This window comes from Novosphingobium sp. GW821-FHT09E05 (genome assembly GCF_059416165.1).
This window is the reverse complement of the sequence record NZ_JBWKOQ010000001.1, coordinates 1,983,451-1,998,698: the sequence shown is the minus strand read 5'-3', so window position 1 is coordinate 1,998,698 and position 15,248 is coordinate 1,983,451. Positions and strand designations below refer to the sequence as shown.

The window sequence follows — 15,248 nt, the reverse complement described above, 5'->3', positions numbered from 1 at the left end:
CGGCGCGCAGCATTCGTGTCGGGTATCAGGCCGAACCCATGTAGCGGCCGCCATTGGTGCTGATCGTCTGGCCGGTCATGTAGCTGGCTTCCTCGGAGGCGAGGAACGCCGCTGCCGCCGCGATGTCCGCGACCTGGCCGAGGCGGCCGACCGGGAGCGAGGCGCCGTAGGCTTCGGCGTCGATCGGGGCGCCGCGCAGCATAGGGGTGTCGATCGAGCCCGGCGGGATCATGTTGGCGGTGATGCCGGTCTTGCCCAGTTCCAGCGCCAGCGCCTTGGTCAGGCCGAGCAGTCCGCCCTTCGAGGCGACGTAGTGCGTCTGCGAGAACGAGCCCGACTGCGTCGAGGACGAAGTGATGTTGATGATCCGGCCCCACTTGGCGGCCAGCATGTCGGGCACCAGTTCCTTGGTGACCAGCCAGGGGCCCTTCAGGTTGATGCGGATGACCTTGTCGAACTCGTCGTCCTCGATGTCCATGAACGGCGTGAACGGGGCGATGCCGGCGTTGTTCACGAGGATGGTGATCGGGCCGAACTTCGCGCGGGTCTCGTCGGCGGCGGCCTTGATCGCGGCCTTGTCGGAGCAGTCGACGACCACGGCGATGGCCTTGCCGCCGGCCGCTTCGATCTGCTTCACGGTTTCGGCGGCGCCCTCGGGGTTGAGGTCCCAGACCGCGATGGCGGCCTTGTCCTCGGCGAGGCGCAGCGCGACGCCGCGGCCGATGCCCGAGCCGGCACCGGTGATGACGGCGACCTTGCCTTCAAGCGAACGTGTCATGCGATTGTACTCTCCCAGGTCTTGATGCTGAACACCTGAACAGTATCCGTGCGGGGAGAGTCAAACCGCCGCTGCGATGAACGCTTACATCTTCTCCGCGAAGCTGCCGTAGCGGCCGCGGTGGAACAGCATCGGATCATCCTCGCGCACGGTTTCCATGCGCAGGACCTGGCCCAGCACGAACCAGTGATCGCCCGCCTCGGTGACGGAGTAGAGCCTGCATTCGATCGCCGCGATCGAGTCGGCGATGACCGGGAGGCCGTGGTCCGAGATCACGTAGTTGACGCCGACGAACTTCGCCTCGCCCTTGGCGGTGACGGCGCGGCAGACGTCGCCCTGGTCGCTCGCCATGACGTTGACGCAGAAGTGGCCGGCCTTTTCGATCAACGGCCACGAACTGGAAGACTTGTCGGGGAAGAAGCCCACCAGCGGCGGGTCGAGCGAAACCGAGGTGAAGCTGCCCACGACCATGCCGGCAGGCCTGCCCTCGTCAAGCGCCGTGATCACGCAGACGCCGGTGGGGTAGCTGCCGAGGACCTTTCGGAAGGCTGCCGGATCGATCGTCGTCTCGCTCACGCGTTCACACCTCTTCGTTGCACCATGGTTTCGCGATATCGAAACATTCGTAGCATATCCGAACGGACACGCCATCGCGATATCGCGGAGCACTAGTGCCCGTTAGCCCTGTGCCGGGCAAGAGGGCACAGTTATCCATAGCCAATCACCGGCCTCCGATCATTGCACCGGAAGCGTTTAGACTTGATGTTTTTGCACCTGATTCAATTTAACCGCGCGCTTAAAAAACTTGCCTCTGCCCGATCAAAAGTGCAGGGGACGAACCTGTAACGGATCGCCTAACGCTGTGGTGCCCGACGCGGGCCCGTCGCGAAAAGGGCGACCCGGATGCTTGCTTAACAGCGGGGCCGGTTCGGCCGGACACCTGCGCGCAAACTCTAAGGGAAGATGCACATGGCCACTGCCGAACTGATCGCCGAGACTCCCGTTGCCGCCGAAGTCGCCGCGATTGTCGCCCGCTCGCGCGCCGCGCAGCAGCAGATCGAGAACGCCACGCAGGAGCAGGTCGATACCTGGATCCGCGGCATGGTCTACGCCGTCTGCAAGCCCGGCATGGACGAGGAAATCGCCCGCGAGACCGTCGAGGAAACGCAGCTCGGCAACTACGAGGGCAAGTTCAAGAAAATCTCGGTCAAGACGCGCGCCACGCTGATGGACATCATCGACGACAAGTCGGTGGGCGTGATCGAGGAAGACCACGAGCGCAACCTGGTGAAGATCGCCAAGCCCGTCGGCGTGATCGGCGCCCTCTCGCCCTCGACCAACCCCGAGGCGACCCCGGTCATCAAGGCGATCAGCGCAGTCAAGGGCCGCAACTCGATCATCATCTGCCCGCACCCGCGCGCCAAGTTCGTCAACGCCAAGATCTGCAACCTGATGCGCGACGCACTGGTGAAGATGGGCGCGCCCGCCGACCTCGTGATCCCGATCGAGCAGCCTTCGGTCGAGAAGACCAACGAAGTCATGAAGCAGTGCGACCGCATCCTCGCCACCGGTGGCACCCCGATGGTCAAGGCCGCCTACTCGTCGGGCACCCCGGCGCTGGGCGTGGGCGTGGGCAACGCCGTCATCACCGTCGACGACACCGCCGACCTCGATGACGCCGCCTCCAAGATCCTGATCTCCAAGACGCTCGACTATGCGGCTTCGTGCTCGTCGGACAATTCGGTCGTCCTGCTCGACGCGATCTACGACACCATGCTCGAGAAGCTGAAGGGCAAGGGCGGCTTCATCATCGAGGGTGAGAACAAGACCAAGCTGCAGAACGCGATCTGGGAAGACGGCGAGCATATCAACGCCAAGGTCGTCGCCCAGTCGGCGCAGTTCATCGCCGACTACGCGGGCTTCGCGATTCCCGAAGGCACCGCGTTCTTCATCGTGCCGGAAACCGGCTACGGCCCCGACCACAAGTTCTCGGGCGAGAAGATGACGGTGACCATGGCGCTCTACCGCGCCAAGGACATCGACGATGCCGTCCGCCTGACCAACGCCATCCAGGGCTACCAGGGCCAGGGCCACTCGGCCGGGATCTACTCGACCAGCGACGACAACATCATGAAGCTGGCGATGGGCACCAAGACCAGCCGCGTGATGGTCAACCAGCCGCAGTCGGCCTCGAACTCGGGCAACCTGTGGAACGGCATGCGCCAGACCTTCTCGCTGGGCTGCGGTTCGTGGGGCGGCAACGCCACCAACAACAACGTCACCTGGCGCGACCTCATCAACGAGACCTGGGTGTCGAAGCCGCTGGCGACGCACAAGGTCATCCCGTCCGACGAGCAGCTGTTCGGCAAGGACATCATCGAGCTCGTCGGCTGACCTTCTCGCGGCAACCGGAAGGGGTGGGTGTGCGTTTCACCCACCTTTATCCGGTGCCGTGAATGGAGACGACCGATGACACGCACGCTTCCCCTGATCGCCTTGACCGCCGCGCTGGCGCTGGCCGCATGCTCGAAGGAGCCTGATGCCACCACGACGCAGGCAGCGCCTACCGAGACCGAGGAAGTGTTCCAGGAAGATGCGGGTTCGGCCAGCGAAGCGCCCGAGGCTACGGAGACCCCGGCATCGCTCGACGCGATTCCGGAAATCGTGCGCGGCCGCTGGGGTCTCGTTCCGGCGGACTGCACGAGCAAGCTGGGCGATGCCAAGGGTCTGCTGGAAGTCTCGGCGGACCAGCTCAAGTTCTACGAATCGGTGGCGAAGCTGGGCACCATCAAGGAAGCGGGCGAGAGCCGCATCCGCGCCACTTTCGCCTACACCGGCGAAGGCCAGAGCTGGAGCCAGGACGTCGTCCTCGACGTACAGGACGACGGCAAGACGCTGATCCGCCGCGATTACGGCCCGGACGCCATGCCCGGACCGCTCAAGTACACCCGCTGCACGTGAACCGTCACGGCAGGTTGACCACACAGGGGCGAAGATGACCGAACAGTTTGGGCTGACCGAAGACCAGCTTGCCGTCCAGGACACGGCGCGCAAGTTCACCGCCGACCGCATCACGCCCTTCGCGGCCGAGTGGGACGAGAAGCACCACTACCCGGTCGACGTGTGGAAGGCCGCTGGCGAACTGGGCTTCGGCGCGATCTACGTCTCCGAGGAAAGCGGCGGCATCGGCCTCGGCCGGCTCGATGCGGCGCTCATCATGGAGGCCATGTCCTACGGCTGTCCGGCGACCAGCGCCTATATCTCGATCCACAACATGGGCGCGTGGATGATCGACACCTTCGGCGACCAGCAGCTGAAGGACCGCTACCTCCCCGACCTGGTGACGATGGAGAAGATCGTCTCCTACTGCCTCACCGAGCCGGGCTCGGGCTCCGACGCGGCGGCGCTCAAGACCACCGCGCGCCTTGACGGCGACCACTACGTCCTCAACGGCACCAAGCAGTTCATCTCGGGCGGCGGCTACAACGACGTCTACATCGTCATGGCCCGCACCGGCGAGCACAAGTCGCGCGGCATCTCGTGCTTCGTGGTCGACAAGGGCACGCCGGGCCTGAGTTTCGGCGCGCCCGAAAAGAAGCTGGGCTGGAATGCCTCGCCCACGGCGCAGGTGATCTTCGAGGACTGCCGCGTGCCGGTCGAGAACCGTGTCGGCGCCGAGGGTGACGGCTTCAAGTTCGCGATGGCGGGCCTCGACGGCGGCCGCATCAACATCGGCGCCTGCTCGCTCGGCGGGGCGCAGCGCTGCCTCGACGAGGCGATCCAGTATTCGAAGGACCGCAAGCAGTTCGACCAGCCGATCGCCGACTTCCAGAACACCCAGTTCCGCCTCGCCGAGATGGCGACCGAGCTGGAGGCCGCCCGCGCGCTGCTCTACATGGCGGCCGCCAAGGTGACCGCCAAGTCGCCGGACAAGACCCGTTTCGCCGCCATGGCCAAGCTGCTCGCCAGCGACACCGGCTCGTCCGTGGTCGACCGCGCGCTGCAGATCTTCGGCGGCTACGGCTACCTCAAGGACTACCCGATCGAGCGCTTCTGGCGCGACCTGCGCGTCCACCGCATCCTCGAGGGCACCAACGAGGTCATGCGCATGATCATCGGCCGCGACCTCACCAAGTAACGCACTGCAGGGGGATTCCATGACCGACGAAGTGCTGTTCCGGCGCGAGGGCGCCCTTGGCGTCGTCTCGCTCAACCGGCCCAAGGCCATCCACGCGCTGACGCTGGGCATGTGCGAGGCGATGAGCGCGCAACTGGCCGAGTGGGCGGGTGACCCCGCCGTCAAGGCGATCGCCATCGAGCATGCCGAGGGCCGGGGCTTCTGCTCGGGCGGCGACATCAACCTGCTGCGCCAGTCCGCGCTGACCGACGGCGGCGAAGCCGGGCGCCGGTTCTTCTTCGAGGAATACCGCCTCAACCACCAGCTGTTCACCTACGACAAGCCGGTGGTCGCGTTCATGGACGGCATCACCATGGGCGGCGGCGTCGGCATCTCGCAGCCCGCGCGCTTCCGCGTCGCCACCGAGAACACCCGCTTCGCCATGCCCGAGACCGGCATCGGCCTCTTCCCGGACGTCGGCGGCGGCTGGTATCTCTCGCGCCTCGATGGGCGGGTGGGCCAGTTCCTCGCGCTGACCGGTGCGCGGCTCGACGGGGCGGAATGCCTCTGGGCGGGCCTTGCCACGCACTACCTGCCGGCAGACGCGTTGCCAGAGGCCAAGGCGCGCATCGCCGCCGGGCACGAGATCGGCGGCGTCCTCACCGCGCTCGCGGTGACGCCGCCCGCGCCCAGGATCGCCGCCCATGCCGGCGCGATCCGCAGGCATTTCGCCTTCGACACGCTGGAGCAGGTGCTCGCCTCGCTGGAGACCGACGACAGCGAATGGGCTGCGAAGGAACTGGCCACGCTGCGCACCAAGAGCCCGCAGGCCTGCAAGGTGTCGCTGCGGCAGCTCGATGAATCGCTAGCGCTGGAGACCTTCGCCCAGAACATGGCGTTGGAATACCGCATCGGCGGGCACGTGCTGGTGCTCCCCGACTTTGCCGAGGGCGTGCGCGCGGTGATCGTCGACAAGGACCATGCGCCCAGGTGGCACCCCGCGCGCCCCGAAGATGTGACCGAAGAGATGCTGGAGGCGATCTTCGCCCCGCTGCCCCCTGAAGAGGAATGGAAGCCGCTATGAGCACGTACGATACGATCCTGGTCGAACAGAAGGGCGGCGTCACGCTCATCACGCTCAACCGCCCGCAGGCGCTCAACGCGCTGAACTCGACGGTACTGGCCGAGCTGATCCAGGCCTTCGCCGCCTTCGAGGCCGACAAGTCGCAGGGCTGCGCCGTGCTCACCGGTTCGGGCGAGAAGGCCTTCGCGGCCGGCGCCGACATCAAGGAGATGTCGGACAAGCCGAGCGCCGAGTTCTACTCGGAGGACTTCTTCGCGGGCTGGACCGCGCAGATCGTCAAGACGACCCGCAAGCCCTGGATCGCCGCCGTCAACGGCTTCGCGCTCGGCGGTGGCTGCGAACTGGCGATGATGGCGGACTTCATCATTGCCTCGGAAACGGCTAAGTTCGGCCAGCCCGAAATCAAGCTCGGCGTTGCGCCGGGCATGGGCGGATCGCAGCGCCTGACGCGTGCGGTGGGCAAGTCGAAGGCCATGGACATGTGCCTCACCGGCCGCATGATGGACGCCGCCGAAGCCGAGCGTTCGGGCCTCGTCAGCCAGGTCGTGCCGCTCGACGCGCTGCTGGAAACCGCGCTCAAGTCAGCGGCGACGATCGCCGGAATGCCGCCGCTCGCCGCGATGATGAACAAGGAGATGGTCAACATCGCCTTCGAGACCACGCTCGACACCGGCCTCGTCATGGAGCGCCGGATGTTCCAGGTCCTCACCGCCACCGAGGACAAGGCCGAGGGTATGGCCGCCTTCGTCGAGAAGCGTCCGGGCACGTGGAAGGGCAAGTAAGCCGTCGTCCCCGCGAAGGCGGGGATCGCTGGCCGTGAACAGCCCACCCTTCGGCTAGGCGCCCTGCCTCGAAGCCTCGCCTAAAGACAGCCAGCGGTCCCGGATCACGTCCGGGACGACGAATCTTGGAGAGCACGCAATGAAGATCGCATTCATCGGCCTTGGCAACATGGGCGGCGGCATGGCCGCGAACCTCGTAAAGGCGGGGCACGAGGTCCGCGCCTTCGACCTTTCGGCCGAAGCGCTGGCCAAGGCGGGCGAAAGCGGCTGCGCGACCTTCACGGCGGTTCCCGATGCGGTCGCGGGCGTGGACGCGGTCGTCACCATGCTGCCCAACGGCGGCATCGTGAAGGCGGTCTACACCGCCGACGTGATCGGCAAGGCCCCGGCGGGCGCGCTGTTCCTCGACTGCTCGACCATCGACCTCGAAACCGCGCGCGAAGTCGCCGGGCTGGCCGAGGCGGCGGGCTACGAGATGGTCGATGCGCCGGTTTCGGGCGGCATCGCGGCGGCCAACGGCGGCACGCTGACTTTCATGGTCGGCGGCAGCGATGCGGCGTTCGAGAAGGCCAAGGCCGTCCTCGATCCGATGGCCAAGGCGGTGATCCATGCCGGCGAGATCGGTGCGGGTCAGGTCGCCAAGATGTGCAACAACATGCTGCTGGCGATCCACATGATCGGCACCTGCGAGGCGCTGGCCCTGGCGGAAAAGGCGGGCCTCGATCCGCAGAAGTTCTACGAGATCAGCTCCAAGTCGACCGGCTACTGCTGGTCGCTCAACGACTACACCCCGGCGCCCGGCATCGGTGCGGCAAGCCCCGCCGACAACGGCTACGCGGGCGGCTTCGCCTCGGCGCTGATGCTCAAGGACCTGCGTCTCGCCATGGCCGGGGCCGGAACGGCCGCCGCCACCGTGCCGCTGGGCGAGCATGCGACGAAAATCTACGAGGCGTTCGTCGAAGCCGGTAACGGCGGCAAGGACTTCGGGGCGATCTTCACCACGCTGTGAGGGCTCATCGCCCGCAGCCAAGCTTGCGCGCGACCGACATACCGATCCAAACTCCCGTCATCCCCGCGAAGGCGGGGATCTCGCTCGATCCTTCGTGACCGCGCAAGGAAGCGGGGCCCCCGCCTTCGCGAGGGCGACGGAATTGGGATGTGGTTGAACCAGGCAAGGTGACGTCAAGCGTTGGCCAATGGCGGTGAAGCGCGCCGCCGTGCCCGCTCGAACCCGGGCACTTTCATTCCCTTGGTCTTGCCGGTCAGATGGAACTGCCGACATAGCTCGCAGCGATAAGGGCGCAGCGGGAAGGGCGCTTTAGCGGCCACCTCCAGCGCCGCCGCCTCGCTCGCATAGCGCGCCTTGCGCTGGCAGATGCCGGGGCTCGTGCGCATCTCAGCCGAGCAGTCGGGGGCCCAGCAGCGTGAGGATCTTCACGTCGATGGCGCAACCCTGCTCCCGCCAGTCGCGCACCGCCTGCTCCATCCCGGCGAGTGGGACGCGGTGGACCAGGATGTCCTCGCTGTCGACACCGCCACCGTCGCCGACCTTCTCGAGGTCGAGGGCGCGGAACAGGGTGAAGCTCTCGCTGACCATGCCGGGCGAGGAGAAGAATTCGCCCACCGTCTCCATGGTCCCGGCGCGGTAGCCGGTTTCCTCCTCCAGTTCGCGCGCGGCGGCAAGCGCGCTGTCCTCGTCGGCATTGTCGTCATGATCGCCGACGAGGCCGGCGGGCAGTTCGATGCAGCGCTTGCCGAGCGGCACGCGGAACTGGTCGACGAGGATGACGTGGTCCTCGGCGTCCACCGCCAGGATCACCGCCGCCCGAATGCCGCGCGCGCGGCTGACGTATTCCCAGCGACCCTGGCGCTTGGTGGTGATGAAACGGCCTTCCCACATCACCTCGACGGGCTTGTCGGCGTCGTAGTGGTCGGAGAGGATATCGGTGGTCATACTTCGATCAGCCTGTCGGGAAGTTCGTTGACGTCGCCTTCCAGCCGGGGGACGTGGACGGTGAGCACGGCGCCGACCTTGGCGACGGCGGCGATCATCGCGTCGGCCGTGCGGCCCTGGCGCAGTTCGACGAGCATGGCGTTCATGGCGTCGGCCCAGACGCCGGGCTCGACCTTGGTGGCGATGGCCTGGTCGGCGACGATCTCGGCGCGGTGCTCGCGCATGGAGAGGTAGATGAGGATGCCGGTGCGCCCGGTGGTGCGCTGCTCGGCGCCGATGCGGAAGGCGCGCAGGGCGCGGTCATGGACGCGCATGGTGCGGATCGGCGCGGGGATCAGGAAGAACTTCAGCGGCTGCCACAGCTGCAGCAGCATCATGCCCGCGAACTTGAGCGTGGCCACGCCCAGCGCCAGCGAGAACATCATGCGCGGGGTCCATTCGTGGCCCCAGTCGGCGATGAGGCGGTCGTAGAGGCCCATGTAGAAGTCGGGCGCGATCGCCAGCGCGCCGAGCGCGAGGAAGGCGACGAGCGCCGACCACGCCAGCGCGACGTCGGTGTAGCCGTCCGACCGGTCGGCGAGGATCGTGACGATCTCGCCGGAACTGAGCAGTTCGGCATCGCCCACCGCGGCGCTGATGCGCTGGTGGTCGGCCTCGGAGAGATATCTGGGACTTGCCATGACTTACCAGCTCCCGCTCGCACCGCCGCCGCCGAAGCCGCCGCCACCGCCGGAAAATCCACCGCCGCCGCCGAAGCCTCCGCCGCCGCCCCAGCCGCCGCCGTGATGGTCGTCGTCGTCTCCGCCGAACATGCCGGGCATCCAGATGATCGGGCCGCCGAAGCCGCTGCGCCGCCCGCGCCCGCCGCCCGCGGCGGACCGCAGGATCGGCAGGACGAAGAAGAAGATGATCACGAGGATGAAGATCACCGTGCCGAGCGAGATGTCGTCGCCGCCGTCGGCGCGCTGCGCGTCGGCCTGCGCGGCGATCTTCTGGGCTTCCTCGGGGGGGAGGGTGAGCTGCTTGACGATCGCGTCGGTGCCGGCCTCGATGCCGCCGGGATAATCGCCCGCCTTGAAGCGCGGGAGGATCTGGCCGTTGATGATGAGGAAACTCATGCCGTCGGTCAGGATCGGCTCGAGCCCGTAGCCCACCTCGATGCGCACCTTGCGCTCATTGGGGGCGACCAGCAGGATCGTGCCGTTGTTGTCGGCCTTCTGGCCGATGCCCCAGGCGCGGCCGAGCTGGTAGCCGTAGTCGGAAATCTCGTAGCCGTTCAGGCTGGGCACCGTCGCGATCACCAGTTGGCGGCGCGACTGTTTTTCCAGCGCTTCCAGCTTTTGCGTGAGGCGCGCTTCCTCGGCGTCCGGGATGATCTGGGCCGCATCGACGACGCGGCCCGTCAGCTTGGGAAACTGGAGTGCCGTATTGTCCTGTGCCCAGGCCTGCGGCCCTGAAAGCAGGGCGCACAGGGCCAGGATCGTGGCCGTCAGGACGGCCCGGAAATGGGTCACCGGATCAGAGCTTGCCCTGGAGGTCCGGGGCCTTCTCGGCGCCGGGGGTGACCGACTTGTACGGCACCAGCGTCTCAGCGCCGCGCAGGCGCGCGCCGATCATCGAGGGGAAGGTGCGCACCTCGGTGTTGTAGTCCTGCACTGCCGCGTTGTAGTCGCGGATGGTGATGCGGATGCGGTTTTCCTGGCCCTCGAGCTGGGTCTGCAGCATCTGGTAGTTGGCGTTGGACTTGATGTCCGGATAGGCCTCGACGTTGGCGAGCAGGCGGCCGATGTTGGCGCCCAGGTTCGCCTGTGCGGCCTGGAACTGCTCCATCTTGGCGGGATCGTTCAGGTCGTCGCCCGAAATCTGGATCGAGGTGGCCTTGGCCCGCGCCTCGGTGACGCCGACGAGGATGCCCTTTTCCTGGTCGGCGGCGCCCTTGGCGACGGCGGCGAGGTTGGGGACGAGATTGGCGCGCTCCTGGAAGGCGGCTTCGACGTCGGCCCACTTGGCCTTGGCCGCTTCCTGCTTGGTCGGCACCGAATTGAAACCGCAGGCGGCCAGCGACAGGGCCGCGGCGAGAGCCAGTACCGTGCGACCCTTGCGGGCGGCTTTGATGAGCGTCATCGGCTTCGTTCCTCCACTGGACGCCGGCACTGCCGGCGGCTTCCACGCACGATAGATAGCGATGCCCGATGGCGGATCAAGCGCGGCGGTTGCATGCGCGGCAAAGGCGGAAGGTTAACAATCGTTTGAGGACGAAGTGCGAGTGTGTCAAATGACACGTCCACCCCATTCTCCATCGCCGTCAGGGAGCCCAAGCGAATGGCATTAGTCGACGAATTCAAGAAGTTCATTGCGCGCGGCAACGTGCTCGACCTCGCGGTCGGTGTCATGATCGGCGCCGCCTTCGGCAAGATCGTCACCTCGCTGACCGAAAACGTCATCATGCCGGTCATCGGCTGGGCGTTCGGCGACATCGACTTTTCGAAGTACTTCGTGCGCCTCGGCGAGATCCCGGCCGACTACAAGGGCAGCCTGACCGATTACGCCGCGCTCAAGTCCGCGGGCGTGGCGATGGTCGGCTACGGCGAGTTCGTCACCCAGGTCGTCAATTTCCTCATCATCGCCGTCGTGCTGTTCCTGATGGTGCGCTCGATCAACACGATGATCGAGAAAATGAAGCGGGAACAGGCTGAAGCCGACGCCACGGCCGCCGCCGCAGCGCCGGTCCCGATCGATCCGCAGCTCGACGCGCTGAAGGAAATCCTCGCAGAACTGCGCAAGGCGAAGGCCTGATCGCCCGCGCGGCGCCAGACATCCGGTCGGCGCCGCCGGGATGCACGCGGTCACTTCACATTCAGGATCCAGGCTCTATATGAGCATCTGCCGGCTTCGGCCGGATATGATGATAAATTGCAGCGTACAATAGATGCAGCGGACCCGGGGGCGGTACCCGGCGGCTCCACCATCACCCGCTCTCGCATGAGGGCTACCCTGTTGTCGCAGGGGTGTTGACGGGGCCGAACTAGGATCGACGTGTGTTGAAAAGCGTTGTTTTCATCCGGGCTGAGTAACCCGTTCAAGGCTCAAAACTCATAAGTGCCAACGACAACGACGCACTTGCTCTCGCGGCGTAATTCTAGGGGCTAACGCCCTGAAGTTACAAAGTTAGAACACGGCTGGGCCCGCCGGGTAACAGAAGGGATTCCAGGGGCCCGGGGTGAGCCTGTCAACAGAATCACCCCACCTTTCAGGATCGTCGGTCTCGTCGTGGCGAATGCCCTCGTCGCGCATGCGCGCGCGCCGCCGGCGCGGTCAGCTACCGCTGCGCAAGCCCCGCCGCAGCCCGAACACCGTTCCCCCGACCGCGAAGGCCGCCGTCAGCAACAGGACGGTCTTCATCACGCCCAGGTAGGCGATCCCGGCCATGCCGACGAGCGTGGCTGCCGTCACGTTGAGCAGGATCAGCAGCAAGGCGACCGCGAAAAGGACGGATACGGCCGTATCCCGCCTGGCAGCGGTAAACCTGTGCGATTTCATGGCGATCAACAGGCTGAAAGCGCCGGCGAAAAGCGATACGCCCATGGCGATGGACGTGGCTACAGATGCAGGATGGGCCGTTCCATACACGATATCCGCCTCCTTGGATGCAGCACCATCTCACGCGAGGTCAACGACTGCAACAGGCGGGCGCTTTAAGCCTTTCCCCGGCGACGGGTTCAGGCGGCTTCCTGCTGGGTCTGGGGAATTACGGCCTTGCCGGTCCCGATCGACGCCGCCTTTTCGTACTTGAGGCAGTCGAGTATCTTTCCGCCGGCCATGAACACCGCGCCGGTGCAGGCGAGGAACAGCAGCTTGCCGCCAAAGCCCGGGAATCGCGAGAGATAGACCGTGCCCCGCTCCACCGCGCCGAGGGCAAGCGCATAGATGATCATATACGCCTCCCAGTTGGTCTTGATGACGAACAGGCGACCGATTTTCCGGAGCATTTTCATCCCTTTGTTCTGGTCACCATGGAGCAACGATCGTGCCAAGGGCGCGTTCCCGCCGAGTCCGATGCTTAACGGGAACTGGAATGTAAGGGTTTCCGACTCGTTATGTAAATCCGGTGAAATCCCGGTGTCCCGTTCAGCGACGGTACGAGGGAACCGGGCAGCCTGTTGCCAAGCGCGCGGGCTTGCGCCATATCGCTCGCACTCCTTCCCCAGGGCAGTTTTGGTATTTGTATGAGCGTTGCAGGCCTTTTTCCGGCGTGCGCGTTCGCAGCAGTGCGAGGCAAGACTAGTGCAAGGAAGTATGACTGACAGGGTTGATCGTTCCGGCCTCCTGGTCGAAGCGGGGCTGGCCAGGTTCGTGGAGGAGCAGGTGCTGCCGCCGATCGGGCAGGACGCCGCCGCCTTCTGGCAGGGCTTCGCGCAGCTCCTGGCTCGCTATGCGCCTCTTAACCGGGCGCTATTGGACAGGCGCGATGCCTTGCAGGCCCGGATCGATGCATGGCACGTCGACCGCGCCGGCCGCCCGATCGAGCAGGCCGAATACCAGGCCTTCCTGCGCGAGATCGGCTATCTGGTCCCCGAACCGGGCGCCTTCACCATCACCACCCAGGGCGTCGATCCCGAGATCGCGACGATGGCGGGGCCGCAGCTGGTGGTGCCGGTGCTCAACGCCCGCTTCCTGCTGAACGCCGCCAACGCGCGCTGGGGCAGCCTCTATGACGCATGGTACGGCACCGACGCGCTCGACGCGGCGCCTGCCCGGGGACCAGGCTACGATCCCGTTCGCGGCGCCGCCGTGATCGCGGCGGGCCGTGCCTTCCTCGACCAGGCGGTTCCGCTCAAGGCAGGCTCCTGGACCGATCTGGAGAATGCCGAAGCCCTGGAACTCGCCGACGAGCGCCAGTACGCCGGCAGGACCGAGGGCGGCCTGCTGTTCGGCAACAACGGGCTCACCATCGAGGTGGTGTTCGACAAGCAGAGCCAGGTCGGAGCGACCGACAGGGCGGGCATCGCGGACATCGTCCTCGAAGCCGCGCTGACCACGATCGTCGATCTCGAGGATTCGATCGCGGCCGTCGATGCGCAGGACAAGGTCGCGGCCTATGCGAATTGGCTTGGCGTGATTCGCGGCGACCTGACCGACACCTTCCAGAAGGGCGGCAGGACACTCACGCGCGCACTCGCGGGCGACAAGGCCGTGACCCGGCCGACCGGCGAGCAGGTGCTGCTGCCCGGCCGCTCGCTGCTGTTCGTGCGCAATGTCGGCCATCTGATGACCAATCCCGCGATCCTCTTGCCCAACGGCGACGAGATTCCCGAGGGCGTCATGGATGCGGTAATCACCAGCGCCATCTCCACGCAGGACGTGAAGGGCCTCGCCAAGTACGGCAACAGCCGCGAAGCCAGCATCTACATCGTCAAGCCCAAGATGCACGGGCCCGAGGAATGCGCCTTCACCAACGACCTGTTCGATGCGGTCGAAGACCTGCTCGGCCTGCCGCGCCACACCATCAAGGTCGGCGTCATGGACGAGGAACGCCGCACTTCGGCCAACCTCGCCGCCTGCATCCATGCGGTGCGCCAGCGCATCGTCTTCATCAACACCGGCTTCCTCGACCGCACCGGCGACGAGATCCACACCTCGATGCGGGCGGGTCCGATGATCCGCAAGGCCGCGATCAAGGGCTCGGGCTGGATCCAGGCCTACGAGAAGCGCAACGTCGCCATCGGCCTCGCTCACGGTCTCTCGGGCATCGCGCAGATCGGCAAGGGCATGTGGGCCGCGCCCGACATGATGCACGACATGATGGAGCAAAAGATCGGCCACCCTAGGACCGGCGCCAACACCGCCTGGGTGCCGTCTCCCACGGCCGCCACGCTCCACGCGATGCACTACCACCAGGTCGACGTCTTCGCCCTGCGCGAAGAGATCGCGGCCGAGCCGGTGCCGGGCCTCGACCTGCTGCTCGCCGTGCCGCTGGCGGACGGGACCAACTGGTCCGAGGAGGAAGTGCGCGAGGAACTGGACAACAACGCGCAAGGGCTGCTCGGCTACGTCGTGCGCTGGATCGACCAGGGTGTCGGCTGTTCCAAGGTGCCCGACATCAACGACGTCGGCCTGATGGAAGACCGCGCCACACTGCGCATCTCCAGCCAGCACATGGCCAACTGGCTGCTCCACGGCGTCTGCAGCGAGGAGCAGGTGCTCGACTCGCTCAAGCGCATGGCGGCCAAGGTCGATGCGCAGAACGCGGACGATCCGCTTTACGAGCCGATGGCGGGTAACTGGGACACCAGCATGGCCTTCCAGGCGGCCTGCGACCTCGTGTTCAAGGGTGTGGACCAGCCGAGCGGCTACACCGAGCCGCTTCTCCATGCCTGGCGCCTGAAGAAGAAGGCGGCGGCCTGAGGCCGGTTTTGCCCCCTCGGCCCGCGCTTTTGCGGCGGGCCGAGGGCAATACTGTTTTCTTTAAAGCGATTTAACGCGTGATTAGGTATTTTCCGTGTAGTGTGAAGTCGGCTCTGGCTAGGGGACGG

17 protein-coding genes and 1 other RNA gene are annotated in these 15,248 nt (G+C 66.1%); 9 read left to right on the top strand and 9 right to left on the bottom strand.

The genetic code is table 11. The features are described from left to right. Positions 1 to 25: 25 nt before the first annotated feature. Positions 26 to 778 (bottom strand): SDR family NAD(P)-dependent oxidoreductase, encoded by a 753-nt coding sequence (locus AC07M9_RS09370; protein WP_494883222.1) that lies wholly within the window; start codon positions 776 to 778, stop codon positions 26 to 28. Positions 779 to 862: 84 nt separating this feature from the next. After that, the gene (locus AC07M9_RS09365; protein WP_494883220.1) at positions 863 to 1,354 is read right to left on the bottom strand and encodes a flavin reductase family protein; all 492 of its coding nucleotides are present in this window, start codon (positions 1,352 to 1,354) and stop codon (positions 863 to 865) included. A 393-nt stretch (positions 1,355 to 1,747) separates the two neighbouring features. Here AC07M9_RS09365 and AC07M9_RS09360 point away from each other — a divergent pair, with 393 nt between their 5' ends. The 6 genes from AC07M9_RS09360 to mmsB all read left to right on the top strand — a co-directional run bounded on the left by AC07M9_RS09360 (position 1,748) and on the right by mmsB (position 7,770). Further along, positions 1,748 to 3,172 (top strand): aldehyde dehydrogenase family protein, encoded by a 1,425-nt coding sequence (locus AC07M9_RS09360; protein ID WP_494883218.1) that lies wholly within the window; start codon positions 1,748 to 1,750, stop codon positions 3,170 to 3,172. Between the two features lie 75 nt (positions 3,173 to 3,247). After that, positions 3,248 to 3,739 carry a hypothetical protein gene (locus AC07M9_RS09355; RefSeq protein WP_494883216.1) on the top strand — a complete coding sequence of 164 codons (492 nt, stop codon included), beginning with the start codon at positions 3,248 to 3,250 and terminating at the stop codon, positions 3,737 to 3,739. Between the two features lie 34 nt (positions 3,740 to 3,773). Further along, on the top strand, positions 3,774 to 4,916 hold the full coding sequence (locus AC07M9_RS09350; protein ID WP_494883214.1) for an acyl-CoA dehydrogenase family protein: 1,143 nt from the start codon (positions 3,774 to 3,776) through the stop codon (positions 4,914 to 4,916). 19 nt (positions 4,917 to 4,935) lie between these two features. Continuing rightward, on the top strand, positions 4,936 to 5,979 hold the full coding sequence (locus AC07M9_RS09345; RefSeq protein WP_494883213.1) for an enoyl-CoA hydratase/isomerase family protein: 1,044 nt from the start codon (positions 4,936 to 4,938) through the stop codon (positions 5,977 to 5,979). Continuing rightward, positions 5,976 to 6,761, top strand: a complete 786-nt coding sequence (locus AC07M9_RS09340; RefSeq protein ID WP_494883211.1) for an enoyl-CoA hydratase-related protein — start codon at positions 5,976 to 5,978, stop codon at positions 6,759 to 6,761. Before AC07M9_RS09345 ends, AC07M9_RS09340 begins: the two co-directional genes overlap by 4 nt. 139 nt (positions 6,762 to 6,900) lie before the next feature. Continuing rightward, entirely contained in the window at positions 6,901 to 7,770 is an 870-nt protein-coding gene (mmsB, locus tag AC07M9_RS09335; protein ID WP_494883209.1) for a 3-hydroxyisobutyrate dehydrogenase, read from the top strand. Between the two features lie 173 nt (positions 7,771 to 7,943). Here mmsB and AC07M9_RS09330 read toward each other — a convergent pair whose 3' ends face one another. The 5 genes from AC07M9_RS09330 to AC07M9_RS09310 are packed head-to-tail and all read right to left on the bottom strand — an operon-like array spanning position 7,944 to position 10,839. Further along, entirely contained in the window at positions 7,944 to 8,156 is a 213-nt protein-coding gene (locus AC07M9_RS09330) for a hypothetical protein (RefSeq protein ID WP_494883207.1), read from the bottom strand. 1 nt (position 8,157) lies between these two features. Next, positions 8,158 to 8,715, bottom strand: a complete 558-nt coding sequence (locus AC07M9_RS09325) for an NUDIX hydrolase (RefSeq protein WP_494883206.1) — start codon at positions 8,713 to 8,715, stop codon at positions 8,158 to 8,160. Further along, on the bottom strand, positions 8,712 to 9,395 hold the full coding sequence (locus tag AC07M9_RS09320) for a TPM domain-containing protein (RefSeq protein WP_494883205.1): 684 nt from the start codon (positions 9,393 to 9,395) through the stop codon (positions 8,712 to 8,714). Before AC07M9_RS09320 ends, AC07M9_RS09325 begins: the two co-directional genes overlap by 4 nt. 3 nt (positions 9,396 to 9,398) lie before the next feature. Beyond that, complete coding sequence (locus AC07M9_RS09315; RefSeq protein ID WP_494883204.1) at positions 9,399 to 10,229, bottom strand: TPM domain-containing protein; 831 nt, start codon at positions 10,227 to 10,229, stop codon at positions 9,399 to 9,401. 4 nt (positions 10,230 to 10,233) lie between these two features. After that, positions 10,234 to 10,839, bottom strand: a complete 606-nt coding sequence (locus tag AC07M9_RS09310; protein WP_494883203.1) for a LemA family protein — start codon at positions 10,837 to 10,839, stop codon at positions 10,234 to 10,236. Between the two features lie 198 nt (positions 10,840 to 11,037). Between AC07M9_RS09310 and mscL the strand changes: the two genes are divergently transcribed. Both mscL and ssrA read left to right on the top strand, forming a co-directional pair. Then, on the top strand, positions 11,038 to 11,511 hold the full coding sequence (mscL, locus tag AC07M9_RS09305; protein ID WP_494883202.1) for a large conductance mechanosensitive channel protein MscL: 474 nt from the start codon (positions 11,038 to 11,040) through the stop codon (positions 11,509 to 11,511). Positions 11,512 to 11,561: 50 nt separating this feature from the next. Next, positions 11,562 to 11,925, top strand: a transfer-messenger RNA (tmRNA) gene (gene ssrA / locus AC07M9_RS09300). Between the two features lie 105 nt (positions 11,926 to 12,030). On the opposite strand, the gene AC07M9_RS09295 is transcribed toward ssrA, so the two are convergent. Further along, complete coding sequence (locus AC07M9_RS09295) at positions 12,031 to 12,345, bottom strand: hypothetical protein (protein WP_494883201.1); 315 nt, start codon at positions 12,343 to 12,345, stop codon at positions 12,031 to 12,033. 89 nt (positions 12,346 to 12,434) lie between these two features. Beyond that, a complete protein-coding gene (locus tag AC07M9_RS09290) occupies positions 12,435 to 12,704 on the bottom strand; it encodes a hypothetical protein (protein WP_494883200.1) in 270 nt (89 codons plus the stop codon). A gap of 307 nt (positions 12,705 to 13,011) precedes the next feature. Here AC07M9_RS09290 and AC07M9_RS09285 point away from each other — a divergent pair, with 307 nt between their 5' ends. Continuing rightward, positions 13,012 to 15,120 (top strand): malate synthase G, encoded by a 2,109-nt coding sequence (locus tag AC07M9_RS09285; protein WP_494883198.1) that lies wholly within the window; start codon positions 13,012 to 13,014, stop codon positions 15,118 to 15,120. Positions 15,121 to 15,248 lie beyond the last annotated feature (128 nt).

Coding starts and splice junctions, on each gene's coding strand:
- AC07M9_RS09350 (WP_494883214.1), top strand. CDS start 3,774: ATGACCGAACAGTTTGGGCTGACCGAAGACCAGCTTGCCGTCCAGGAC.
- mmsB (WP_494883209.1), top strand. CDS start 6,901: ATGAAGATCGCATTCATCGGCCTTGGCAACATGGGCGGCGGCATGGCC.
- AC07M9_RS09340 (WP_494883211.1), top strand. CDS start 5,976: ATGAGCACGTACGATACGATCCTGGTCGAACAGAAGGGCGGCGTCACG.
- AC07M9_RS09325 (WP_494883206.1), bottom strand. CDS start 8,715: ATGACCACCGATATCCTCTCCGACCACTACGACGCCGACAAGCCCGTC.
- AC07M9_RS09285 (WP_494883198.1), top strand. CDS start 13,012: ATGACTGACAGGGTTGATCGTTCCGGCCTCCTGGTCGAAGCGGGGCTG.
- AC07M9_RS09370 (WP_494883222.1), bottom strand. CDS start 778: ATGACACGTTCGCTTGAAGGCAAGGTCGCCGTCATCACCGGTGCCGGC.
- AC07M9_RS09330 (WP_494883207.1), bottom strand. CDS start 8,156: ATGCGCACGAGCCCCGGCATCTGCCAGCGCAAGGCGCGCTATGCGAGC.
- AC07M9_RS09345 (WP_494883213.1), top strand. CDS start 4,936: ATGACCGACGAAGTGCTGTTCCGGCGCGAGGGCGCCCTTGGCGTCGTC.
- AC07M9_RS09355 (WP_494883216.1), top strand. CDS start 3,248: ATGACACGCACGCTTCCCCTGATCGCCTTGACCGCCGCGCTGGCGCTG.
- AC07M9_RS09360 (WP_494883218.1), top strand. CDS start 1,748: ATGGCCACTGCCGAACTGATCGCCGAGACTCCCGTTGCCGCCGAAGTC.
- AC07M9_RS09320 (WP_494883205.1), bottom strand. CDS start 9,395: ATGGCAAGTCCCAGATATCTCTCCGAGGCCGACCACCAGCGCATCAGC.
- AC07M9_RS09290 (WP_494883200.1), bottom strand. CDS start 12,704: ATGCTCCGGAAAATCGGTCGCCTGTTCGTCATCAAGACCAACTGGGAG.
- mscL (WP_494883202.1), top strand. CDS start 11,038: ATGGCATTAGTCGACGAATTCAAGAAGTTCATTGCGCGCGGCAACGTG.
- AC07M9_RS09310 (WP_494883203.1), bottom strand. CDS start 10,839: ATGACGCTCATCAAAGCCGCCCGCAAGGGTCGCACGGTACTGGCTCTC.